Genomic DNA, 12,160 nt, shown 5'->3' on the forward strand with positions numbered 1-12,160 from the left:
GGCTCTCTCTGACAAATCGGCGACGCATCGCGGTGGAGGCCAAGACAGACGGCGCGGGGCTGGTTACCGATTACGATGTGCAATTTATGCGATTTGAACGAACATCGCATGCGTCACCACGCCGACCACACCCTGCTCATCGGCCCCGGGTTCGACGGCCGGGTGTTCAAGGAGGCCAACAGGGACGATGTGGCGGTGCTGACAGCCAAACAACTCGCCGCGGCGATCGTCCGCCACTCCGAGACCCCTCTCTACCCCCATGAACTTGCCGCTCTGCTGCTCGCAAGCCAAGCCGATGTAATCGAGCGCACCTGGCGCGAGACGGAGCGGCGGACCGAAGCCCTGTCGCTCGTGACCAATGCCATGTGGAAGAGCGCCAACGACCCCGTCGACATTAAATTCGGTGCCGGCGCGCTGGACGTTCGAGATATCTGGCGTGAGACAAAAGCGTCACTGGACACGCCACTCGACAAGAAGGAGATCGAAGAAGCCCTGGCCTTCCTCGGCAGCCCGTGCGTCGCAGGCGTGGTGAAACAGAATGGCGATCACGCCATCTCGGCGCCACCGAGGCTGATCGCTGCGCGCCTCCGGTCTCTGGCTTCGGCGATCGAGGCAAAGGCGGTCGACGCAGACTCGCGTTCGGCCGCCCCGACGCAGGCGATGGCGGCTACCTCCGCTCCCTTGCACAACGACCCCGCAAAGAACAATCCGCCCTCGAAAGACGCCAAACCGGCGCAAGTACGCGCCTGGGCCAAAGCCGAAGGGCGGCCGGTAAACACCCGAGGTCGACTGCCTGAGTCACTGATCAGGGAGTACATGCTCGCGCACGTGAAGTCTCCGAGCTGACCGGCCTCGCCGAGCAGGACGTTGACGAGCAGCGCGCGGTACGCGTTGTCCCCACCCGACCGCGCGGACTTGTGGGCGTGTTCAGCCGGGGCAACGTCGCCGGCGTTTGCGCCCGACGCAGACATCGCCGCCGGAGTTGGTCGACGCCCGCGGGACTACCTCGTGCTCGGTTCCATATGCAACCCGCACGCTACCGATGTGGCCGCGTTCCGCGACCAGCCCATCAAGGACGCCATGAGCAAGCACCAATCCCGAGGCACCTGCCCAGGCAGCATCCGTGTCACCAGGGCCCGATTGCATCCAGACGTCGTATCTAGGCAACGTCCGGGCGCGGTCGCAGGGGGGCCGATCCGCCCTTATGCGGGGATAGGCGGCGGGAACCCGTGCCGTCGCCGCATCCGCGACATGAAGATGGCTCCATGACAGATCCCCACGCGCCGCGTGCTCTCATGAACGGACCCGCCAGATCGACACGACGCGAGCCGATCGCGCGGGCGTGCCGGCGAAGCGCGGCGGCTACGCGCAGGGAGACGGCGACCCAGCTCCTGCTGCTGCGGGTCTTGGGCGCGGTGATCATCAGCCAATCGACTCCTCGCACAGATCCGCAAGCAAACGGATCACGCTCACAACAGCACCGCAACAACCACACCTTTTACGAACCGATCACACCACCCGCTCCGCCGCCGCGGCACGATCGTCGGACACGCCGGGACCCCGTAGGGAACCCAAATGCGCTTCTGAGCATCGTCCTACGACAATCAGGAGTTGTGGACTCTTGCATGATCGGGGCAAAACATGAAGCAACCGACGAACACCCAGCGCTCAGTATGCCAGCATGCGTTGCTGGCGATTGTGAATCCGTATGAGCTGCTCCGGAAGTACGCGTGCCGAGAATGCCAGGCCGTTCTCACCTGCTCATGCGATCAGGAACTCGCCCTCTATGTACTCCCTCATCAGGCCACGCGGGGCGTCGACGCCCAGACCCGCCTTCCCCTCCAGGTCACCGTTCCTTTGGCCCATGGCGTGTGTCACGAGTGCCGCGGCGAGACACCTCCAGCTTTCCCGACGAGACCGCAACGAGGGGCAGCCAGTCTGGTCCACCGGTACTACTGGCGGGAGATCTACAAGCAGGCAAACCATCGTTTCATCGAATGGGCGCGGCAACAGGGGCTGCCGTTGACAGGGCCTGACGGGCAGTCCACAGTGACTGCGCTCGCTCACCAGCACAGGAACGAATTCGAGGCCATAGAGCGAGTAGTTGTCGATGAGATCCGGGACCAGCACGAAAAGGAGCCGAAGTACGACTTCGCCAGAGCCTCAGATGCGGACGTGCTGGCCACCTGCCAGGTGGTTACAGAGAATTTCCCGGCCTGCTACATCACCCCAACCATCGGCCATGTGCAGGTACTACCACTGAATTCGAAGGATCTCCCGTCAGCAGTGAGCGTGGAGGAGTTCGTGGCCCAGCACATGCGTAGAGCCGGACGACAGGTCATGTTCTGCGAGAGCCGACCTTTTCACGCTCTCTACGCCACTTTGATGTGGTTGTGGGTACAGGATCCGGGGGACTCGCGCAACCGGCCCGCTGGATTCGGCGGACGCGACGGGACCGATGCTGGCGAGGACGGCCTAATTTGGACGATACTCCCCGACGACTTCGGAAGTCCCGTCCACGCCAGTCGCCGTGCGGATGAGTTGAAGGAGCACGTCGAGAGCCTTCCATGCACGACGAAGGAGATGTTGTGGCTCTTTGACTACTGGACCCCGTACGCACAGGATTTGCGGCAGTACCTGTGGGCCTATCAGGCCACGGATGTCAAGCGTAGCCGAAGACTCATTGAGATCTTGGGGCCGGAGCAAGTCAAAAGAATCCTTCGGTTCCTCGCAGAAGACTACTGGGGTAGGTATCTGGGCTGGCCTGACCTGGTGTCCTGGCGTGAGAGCGCGTCGGAAATTACCAATGTCGAGTTCACCGAGGTGAAGTCGAGCAGCGACAAACTAAGCGACGATCAACGCGACTGGATCGTGAACAACAGCAAGCTCTTGCAGCTACCTCTCAAAATAGCAAAGGTACACAGGACGCAACGCCTGCTGCGGCCCTAAAGTTCAGAGTTGCGAAACGAACCAACTCGATCGAATCTTGGGGAAACTCAGCAGATGGAGGCCATCGGAGCGTTAGTGCACAACAACGATCGCCCCAGCGGATGATTCTCTCGTAGCGGATTTACGCGCGTTCGCTACGATGTACACCAGGGATGTTGGGGCTGCCGGCGTCCGCGTTGCTTCGCGTTGTCGGCGGCGGTTGAAGTCTGGTTCTGGATCAATTTCCGTGCCAGAGCCACGGAGGGTCACCGGAGCCGCGATCATGAATGGTCGTGGCTGACGATCCCCTGCAAGACCTCTGGGTCCACCAGACCGCCGACGTCGCGGTCAACACCTTGACCATCCGCGCCGACCGCGTGACCGTCCACGCCGCCACGACCAACGACGTCATGCCGCGAGGAGGACGCGTTTGCGCAGGAGGTCGAAGCCGGCGCGGCCGAACATCTGGCGCTTGATCATCTTGATCTTGTTGTTGTGGCCCTCGACCGCGCCGGAGCTGTAGCTCAGGGTCAGGCCGGCGACGACCGCATCGAGGTCCTGCAGGAGACCGTTGGCGAAGCTGCGAAGGGCCGGGACCTGGTCCTGCCGGACGCGTGTGATCCAGTCCTTGAGTTCTCGTCCGCGGCGGTCGTTCATCAGCTCGGCGAAGGCCCTGACGTGCCCGGCGGCGGTGGCGAGTGCCGGGACGCGGGCCAGGATCTCCTTGAGCTGCTGGGCCTCTTCATCGCGCAGGCGGTCGGGCCGGCGGGTGATCCAGCCGGTCACGTCCCTGACAGAGGGCTTGCGTCGGGGCGGGTCCTGATTGGGAAACGACGCGCGGAGTCGGCGGACATACTCGCGGACGATCTGCTCCTGCCCTGGAAAGCCACGCTGCCGGATCTCCTGGAAGAGACGCCGGGCGATCGTGTGGCCCTCGGCGAACCGCTGGTCGAGGTAGGGCTTGTAGGGGTCGAGGATGCTGGTGCGTCCTGTCCAGCGGCCGACGAGCAGTTCGTCGGGGTCCTTCGCGCGGGCCAGTCGGCGGACTGTGCCGCGAGCCAGGTCCAGTCTGCGAGCGACGGCGCGCAGGCTGAACCCGTCGTCCATGAGCGCGTGGACGGCGGCGTGCTGTTCGCGGACCCGGTCGGACAGCCGGCCGGTCCGGCGGGGCTCGGAGTTGACGGACGCCAGGACGACAGCCGGAACCGACTCGGCCGCAGGGGCGGGCTCAGGTAGCAGGGTCCGGTGCTGGAGGACGGTCTTCTCCACCGCGTCGGCGAGGTTCTGCCACAAGTGGAAGCGGTCGGCGACGTGGATCGCGTCCGGGGCGCCGAGCCGGACGGCTTCGGCGTAGGAGGCCGACCGGTCGCGGCAGACGACCTCCACACCCGGGTGGTCGGCGAGCCAGGAGCGGACGGTCTCGACCTTGCGGTCGGGCAGCAGATCGACTGCGCGGCGGGTCTCGATGTCGACCAGGATCGTGGCGTAGACGTGGCCCTTGCGCAGGGCGAACTCGTCGACGCCCAGAACACGCGGCACCGCGTGCGCCGGATCCGGCAGGGCTCGTATCAGCCGCAGGAGCGTGGAACGGCTCACCGGGACCGCGAAGGTTTCCGCCAGGCGGGAGCCGGCTCGGCCGGCCAGGGCCAGGGCGAGCTGTTGGAGCGCGGTCTGTAGGCCCTGGCTCCGCCGTCCGTGACGGAAGGTCAGCCCCGCTGCCTGCTCGACGAATGTGGCCCGGGGGCACGCTCGTTCACGGCAGCGGAACCTGCGGACCCGTAACTCGACCACCACCCGGCGCCCGCCCGCCGCGCGGTCGTCCAACCGCCGTACGTAGCTGCTGTGCACCCGGGTCGAGACAGTTCCGCACGACGGGCATCCCGCCTCGTCGTTGGTCGTGGCGGCGTGGACGGTCACGCGGTCGGCGCGGATGGTCAAGGTGTTGACCGCGACGTCGGCGGTCTGGTGGACCCAGAGGTCTTGCAGGGGATCGTCAGCCACGACCATTCATGATCGCGGCTCCGGTGACCCTCCGTGGCTCTGGCACGGAAATTGATCCAGAACCACCGTTCAGACGACGCCGACACGCGGGTACGCGTATGGACACGCCCGTCCGAGCGGGCCACGAGGATCGACTACAGGGCCGCCCAGGCCGGTTCAAGCCTTGCGCCACAAACTCGTGCGTGCCTCCTGTTATCGCAATCTCTTCCATCAACGGACCTCCCGTGGTGAGGATGTCTTGGAGTGACAGACCTCTTTAGCCTCGATCTTTCGTGACGGGTCGTCAGCTTGCTGACGACCCGTTTCCGTTGTTCGGAGGTGTCGATGCGGTTTTCGGGTGTGGCGGTGGCCCGATTGTCGTGTCGGGTGGGCGCCGGGTTCCACGTCTCCGGAGGTGTGTCGCGGTTCGTCGGGAAGGGGGCTCGGGCGTCAGGTGGGGGCGGCGATCCGGCTGAGTCTGTCGATGCCGTCGAGGACGTGCGCGGTCCAGGGCCGCCGTTCGGGCAGGCGGACCACGATCCGTCTGCCGGTCCGGACCAGGCGGGCGGCGACCGAGAACAGGCGGAAGCGGAGCTTCTTGATCTCCCACCGCCTTGCTTCGCCGGTCAGGGCGAGCATCTGCGTCCAGGCGATCAACTCACCTGCGAGGGAGACGAGTTCGCACCACAGCCGGTTTTGTGCGAGGCCGTGCAGGGGCAGGTTCCGCAGGCCGGTGGCGCGGGCCTGGCGGATGCGGTCCTCCGCGCGGGCGCGCCGGCGGTGGCGGAGTTCGAGGTCCGCGAGCTGCCCGCCGGCGGTGTTCGTGACGAAGCAGACGCAGCGGTTCCCGTCGACGTCGGTGATCCGCAACTGCGCCCCGGGGTGCGGGCGTTCCTTCCGCACGACCCGTCCGCATGCCCTTCGGCCACCCGGACGGGTCGAGCATGTCGGTGACCTCCGCGACCCACGCCCCCTCACGCGGACGGCCCTCGGCGTCGTATGCCGGTGTCCACGCCGCCCTCGGGACACGAAGGATCGCCGCGTGGATCCGATCGGTGATCGTGAACCCGACCGAGTACGACAGCCACCGGCCCGGCCGGGACAGCCACGCGAGGAACTCGTGGGTACCACCGGCGGAATCCGTCCGTATCAGCGTGTTCCGGCCCCGCCTGTGGGGTTTCGGGAGCTGCGCGAGGGCCTGCCGGGTGACCTCGATGTGATCGCTCGCCGTGTTCGACCCGGCGTTCCCGGGCCGTAACAGCACGGCCAGGGGCTCGCCCGTCCCCTCCGGGCCGTGGTCGGCGAATGCCCACAACGGGTGGAAACCGAACGTCTTCTTCCAGGTGGGGCGGGCGCCTTCCTTGTCGGAGTGCGCCGTCACCAGGACGCCGTCGAGGTCGATCGTCAACCGCCCGTCCGCGACCGGCGAGGCGGATCCGGCGAGACTCCAGGCCCGTTCGCGCACGGCGGCACGGACCTCGCGCACGGCGGCACGGACCTCGCGCAGAGCCCGCAGCGCCTTCGGACCGGCCGCGGCCAGGGCGGTGACCAGGCGCGAAACCGTCGGATCAGACGCCACGGGGCCGAACACGTCGGGCTGTTCGCGCAGGACACCAACGTCGGAGAGGCAGTCCCCGCCCACCGCGAGCGTCACCGCGAGATCCAGAACCGTCTTCCCCGGATCGTGCACCGCCCGCGACCGGCGCCATGGCTCAAGCGCCGCCGACAACGCCCGATCCAGTCCGACCACCCGGACCGTCTCGGTCAACAACACCCCACCGGCCACCGAGACGATCCCGGACCCACCGGACTCCAACCGCACACGCGGGTACGACCCGCTATTCTTCGTCACCTGAGGAGTGCTTCTTTCCACGCCACGATTTGGACCTTAGACAAGCCCTATCGTTGCAGGTCAGGAGCACTCCTCGCTTTTCTGACCGCATGTCAGACGCCCCGCTTCGTGAAAGCGCGAGGTTAGGCAGCGCTGGCTGCTCTGCCTACCGGCCTTGACGCCGGAAGTCTCGCGAGGGGCCGGGCAGGACCCTAAGACGTCACCTGCTGAAGGGTGCCAGTCCCTCGTTTCCGGCGACCACCAAGGAGTCGACGAGCATCTGCCACTCGTCCAACTTGCCGAGATCTTCGGCCGTTCTACGAATCTCCTTGAGCCAGCTGTCCAAGAACCACGACTGTTTGACCGTGACACGTCCATCTTGAATGCACAGGTCGGAGACCCAGTGCACGCCGCGGGTGGCCTGCACTTCCGCCGGGAGTTTCCGCAGGATGCCGATGAGCGCGTCGACGGACTTGGCCTCCCCGCGAGCGGCTGGCAGCCAATCGTCGATCGACTCAACGAGGTCTTCAGCGCGGACCCAGTCGATGGGTTCACCGACGACCTCGTTGTGCAGGCCCTGCGTCCACGGAATAGGGTCCGGTAGCAGGGCAGCGGCAGCCCAGTCGCCCCAGTGATGGTCGCGGTAGGGGCTCGGGTCGTCACTCAGGTAGCCAATGGCGTGGCGCAGCAACGATGGCCAGACACCTCGGGCAGCTTCGGCCAGGCGTTCATTCTCTGCACCTGCTGCGGCGAGACCGTGGAGAAAATTCGACATCAGTCCTGCATCTGTGCGAAGGACGTCGAGGTGTTCGAGCACCGGTCCCGCGTCACCGTTCTTCGCGAAGCCTTCGAGCAGGGCCCGTGCGGCGGCGAGGGTGTGCGTCCCACGGTCGTCTGCGGTCCAGCCCTTGTTCTCCTGCGCAACCATGGCACGTCGCTCGATGCTGAGGAACGCGGCGAGGGGTGTGGCTGCGTCGTAGGTGCAACAGTGGTCCGTCGACGCGGCTGCGCCGAGTCCGCGAATGGCTGCATCGAGAACCGCGATGTCGACGGATTCACCCGATAGTTCCTGAAGGCGTTGAGCAACGTCACCGGCAATCCCGACCCTCGACCGCCGCTGGGCGTCTTGGTCCCACGGACCGATTTCTGCGCCACGGGCGGTCTCGAGCAACCAGTTCAACGCGGTCCGATGGATGCAAGGATCGCAGTGGCATGGGGTCGTCCAGACGACATCGCATCCTCGCGCCAGGTACAGCCGAGTCTCCAAGGATGCCTTGCCCGCCATCGCAAGACCGGCCTCGGCAACATCTTCGGTCGAGCCGCCGGCCGCTTCCAGCAGGGCGGCCAGTGCCGATGTGAGGAATGCCGGCAGAGCTTGGGCCACTGCTCGGTCGGCACCAAGGTCGAAGTACTGGCCCTCGTGCAGTTGGTCCTCGGCGTCCTGGAACGACAATGCGATGCCGATGACGAGCTCGGTTGCGAAGTGCGCTTCGTTGCCCAGCGCCTCCATATCGCTGGCGGCGGCTCGTCCGACCGCTGCTCGGACGACATGAGCGACGACGTCCACAGGCCGGGCCGGCATCAGGTCTCCATCGGACTCGAGCAAGGCCCGGCCTGCCGCCAGGTCCGCGGCGATCTCCTCCGACGAGGGCGGTATGTACTCGGCGTCGTGTTTGGCCGAACCCCAGTACCGATTCTGCAGCCGCAAGCCGATCTGCACGACCTCCTGGTGAGCCGCGTGCGCCTCTTGTGCGGCTTGCACGTCGAGCGGCGGTTCGACCTCGATGTAGAACGCATCGCCATGCTGCTTGATTCGGTACCGATCCGAGTCCAGGCTGGCGCCCCAGTTCTTCGTAAGCACCTGGCTGATACCGAGCCGATCGCCGTTCTCGACAAGTTTGTCGGCGACCTTCTTCAAAGCCTCGGCACGCTCCTGCCCACCGTGCGTCAGCAGCCACATGGCTACCTCACGCGGTGTCCACTCGCGACGTTCGAGGTTCGCGAGACCTTCGGTTGTTGCACGCAGGCTGCTGTACTCACTCGTCTTGCGGCCGAACTCCAACTTCCATACGGCCGGTTCGGCGAGGAACAGGTCGAGCTCGGTATCGACGTTTTCGATGTGGCGCACGAGCAGACCGAACAGCATCGCCGGAATGGCCAAGTTCTCGCAGCCGTCCAGGAGGACCTCGACGAGGTTCCTCGGCGACGCGCCTTGGCTCAACCATGTGTCGGCGACGCGTTCCATTGCCTGGAGCGCGCTCATCGCCGAGTATGGGCCGACCGACGTGCCCCGGTACCAGCTCCACACGTGGCTGTCGCCGACGTACAAGCGGGCCATGCCGTCAAGGTTCAGGACCGCACCGCGGTCTTCACGCTCTCCGTTCTCTGTCTCGCGATCAGCGTTATCGTCCCGGGCGCGGGCGGGCCCAGCCCACACGTCAGGTGAGTTGAGCCGCGACAGCGTGGCTACGCGCGCCCGCGCACCGCTGTTCAGGATGTTGTTCAACACTCGCACCGAGGTCCGCAACGGCGCTGTGTGGAACAGCTGCCAGAACCCACCGAAGTAGTACCGGAAGAACGGTACTCCGATGCCCGTCCACCGGCCCTGATGCCTGCGGACACCCTCATCTCGGTGCCAGCTTGGCTCGTCGTCGATGTAGTAGGCCGACATCAACGTCGCCAATAGTTCCGGGTCCTTCTGCGCCAAGGCTCGGGCGCTCAATGGCGAGTCAGCAGCCGGAGCCAGGAACGCCGGTGCGTCGTCCGCGATGGCCCGAAGGCATGCTTCGACGGCATCGTCGATGTCCGGTCCGAGCAGCGCCAACGTTTCGACGTACTCTTCCTTGGTCAGGTGGTAATCCAGCTTGCGTCGACGACGCTGCGACGTCTGCCCGGGCAGTTCGTTCCCGCTGGCTTCGCGTTGAGGGAGCGAGTTCCAGTAGGCAAGGAGGCGGTCCCGCAGCAGGATTCGTAGTTCGTTGCCGGTCGGCACGTCCTCCCGGGACAGGGCTTGTAGCCAGTCCGCGAGCAGCTCGAACGACTCCTTCGAGACGTCCCAGGGCTTTTCGTCATCGAGGAGAACCTGCACAACGGGGTTCGAGATCAAACGGTCGACCAGCCCGTTGACCTTGTGCCTCTGCTGCACAACTCGAACCACGTCGCCGAGCGCCAGGCCGGCCGACTGGTCCGTGAAAGCTGATTTCAGGCATTCGTACGCGAATGGCGCGTCCAGGACCGCCTCCACCGGGGCGTCGCTCCACCGTGGTCCGTGCGCTGTCGCGAACGCCTCGAATTGCGAGAGCAGTTCGATGAACTTCCGAACGGGTCGGACGTCCGGTGCCTTCAGCAGTCCCTTGCACGCAAGAGTGGCGGCCGACAGCGCCCACCGGGGTTCCCCGATTGCCTCCAATACCTCGGTCGGGCTCGGGCCGCGGACGAGAAGGATGGCGGTCGCGTACCGTCGGACTTCGTCGTGTGCGAACTCCGGCTGGTCTCGATACGGGCTCGCGGGCGCGAGCAGATGGTCCCGGCGCAGCACATCGACCGCTGCAGCGTCGACGCCTGCGCCGGGTCGACGGTCCTCGGGCAGTTTCATCGTCGCCGCAGCCACCGCGAGTAATGTCCGTTCGCGTGCCTCCGCCGATCCGACACCGGGGCGCCCGTCGCCCCGAACAACCCTGCTCCACACCAGTTGAAGGCACTCCCACTCACCCAGTGAGCTATCTGGCTCCGACCCGGTCCGAGCCAAAAGGTCCAGCACAACGGGCCTGCGCAGCAGCGAGTTCGCGGGCAGGTCTCGCAGGACCGCACGCAGAAGCGGAAAGTGGTCCGAGACGGCCGAGATGTCCTCATCACCCAACGGCTCCATCGCGAAAGAGGAAATGGGCCTGGCGAACCCCATCTCCACCTGCTCCCGCACGAAACCCGATGCCACGTCAGATGTCACCGCTACGAGCCCAATGCCCGCCGCAGCCGCCGCCAGCACCAGATCACTCAACAGGCCGGCAGACCGCTCCAGAGCAGCATCAGCCGCGTCAATGACCAAAAGCCGAGCAGGTGCCGAAAGCTCCGCGAGTGCATCCTCCATCGACATACCGAGCGCAGCACGCAGCTCCAAGCTCGACTGCGGCAGGCCGCGGAAGTTCACCACCACTGCCTGGAACCCGGCGGGGTCTGCGGCTTCAAACTCTGCGATGGCCGACAGCGTCGACGCGCTCTTACCGATGCCTGACTCGCCGGATACCAACAGAGCCGAAGCGTGGGTACCGGCCTCGCGCAGGGCCTCTGCGAGTTGCTCGCGGCGGGCGGCGAACGAGATCTTGACCGGCCCGCCGGATGACTCATCACCGATAGTGGTCCGCACAGCGGCAACGGCCAACTTGCGTTGTTCAGCAAGTACCGACCACGCGTGCCGACTTCGAGTCGCGGCCGAGTCCAAGACCACGTGAATGTCACGGCGAAGCACCTTGAGGTCCACCACGGCGCCGGTCGCGTCGTAGCGGGTTGCCTCGACCTCGAGCCGGTCCCGGACCACCACGCCGTCGGCGGTAGCCGAAGCCACTCCGTCCAGCGACGTCGCGACCGCCGCGCGGTCGCCTTCGCCCGGGCTCTGAACCGCGAATCCGAGGATGTGCAGCCGGCCAAGGAGCCGCCACGCCAGCCGCAGGACCTCTTCCGGCGTTGTGTCGTCTTCGACGACCTTCTCGACCATCTTCAGAAGATGCTCGTGTCGCTCACGCACCGGCTTCGACCAGCGGCCATCGACGTTCATGGACGCTTGGAACGACTCCGGGTCGGCATGAGCACGCGCGATGCAGCAGAGCGTTGCGAGCTGCTCCCACTGATTGGACCAACCGGCGGTCGCGACGGCAACCCGGTGGGTGTCGGTGTCGAACTTCTCGACCTCGGCGAGCAGTGATCCGACGAGCTTCACCGTCTCGTCATGGCTCTGGACGAAGTTCGGCGTTGCTCGACATGCAACGGCAAGGATGACCTTGGCTGCCTCATCGCCGCACTCAACCAGAAGGTCATCCACCGGGTGCACCGGCCCGGTTTGGAACGACACCCTCCGGACCGGCAGTTCGGCTGCCTCCGCCCGTCGTTCGCCGGTCAACATGCCGGCGAGATAGACGGTCGCGACACGGTGTCCGAACGAAACGCCGCCACCGCCGGTCGCGTAGGTGCTCGAACCTCGCTCAGATTCACCGGCCGCGACGGTGGCGAACCCGGCGGCCGCGTCCTGGGGAGCAGCCGTGGGTGCAGATGTTGTCTCACCTTCGGACCGAGCGGCAGCGTCCGGCGCAACGGGCTCGTTCATGTGCTCCTCGGGGGCATCGTGCTATCAGTGGCCGCGCGGCTCACCGTAGCGGTGCGTTGAGAACCATGCGGTCCTGGTCGTTACCTTCATGGGACAACGCCTCG

Annotated in this window: 4 protein-coding genes and 1 pseudogene; 2 read left to right on the plus strand and 3 right to left on the minus strand. The window is 65.8% G+C overall.

Translation table 11 applies throughout. The features are described from left to right. Positions 1 to 108 precede the first annotated feature (108 nt). Both ACH4U8_RS20680 and ACH4U8_RS20685 read left to right on the plus strand, forming a co-directional pair. Positions 109 to 846 (plus strand): hypothetical protein, encoded by a 738-nt coding sequence (locus ACH4U8_RS20680; protein WP_395779201.1) that lies wholly within the window; start codon positions 109 to 111, stop codon positions 844 to 846. 795 nt (positions 847 to 1,641) lie between these two features. Further along, entirely contained in the window at positions 1,642 to 2,949 is a 1,308-nt protein-coding gene (locus ACH4U8_RS20685; RefSeq protein WP_395779203.1) for a VRR-NUC domain-containing protein, read from the plus strand. A gap of 387 nt (positions 2,950 to 3,336) precedes the next feature. On the opposite strand, the gene ACH4U8_RS20690 is transcribed toward ACH4U8_RS20685, so the two are convergent. The 3 genes and pseudogenes from ACH4U8_RS20690 to ACH4U8_RS20700 all read right to left on the minus strand — a co-directional run bounded on the left by ACH4U8_RS20690 (position 3,337) and on the right by ACH4U8_RS20700 (position 12,056). Then, entirely contained in the window at positions 3,337 to 4,929 is a 1,593-nt protein-coding gene (locus tag ACH4U8_RS20690) for an ISL3 family transposase (protein ID WP_395779205.1), read from the minus strand. A 429-nt stretch (positions 4,930 to 5,358) separates the two neighbouring features. Beyond that, positions 5,359 to 6,760: pseudogene (locus ACH4U8_RS20695) on the minus strand (IS1380 family transposase). A 199-nt stretch (positions 6,761 to 6,959) separates the two neighbouring features. After that, complete coding sequence (locus ACH4U8_RS20700) at positions 6,960 to 12,056, minus strand: hypothetical protein (RefSeq protein ID WP_395779207.1); 5,097 nt, start codon at positions 12,054 to 12,056, stop codon at positions 6,960 to 6,962. Positions 12,057 to 12,160 lie beyond the last annotated feature (104 nt).

Origin of the sequence: Embleya sp. NPDC020886 (assembly GCF_044333915.1) — a bacterium.
Classification (GTDB): Bacteria; Actinomycetota; Actinomycetes; order Streptomycetales; family Streptomycetaceae; genus Embleya.

Excerpts from the sequence above, each read along its gene's own strand:
- ACH4U8_RS20680 (WP_395779201.1), top strand. The coding sequence starts at position 109 with ATGCGTCACCACGCCGACCACACCCTGCTCATCGGCCCCGGGTTCGAC.
- ACH4U8_RS20700 (WP_395779207.1), bottom strand. The coding sequence starts at position 12,056 with ATGAACGAGCCCGTTGCGCCGGACGCTGCCGCTCGGTCCGAAGGTGAG.
- ACH4U8_RS20685 (WP_395779203.1), top strand. The coding sequence starts at position 1,642 with ATGAAGCAACCGACGAACACCCAGCGCTCAGTATGCCAGCATGCGTTG.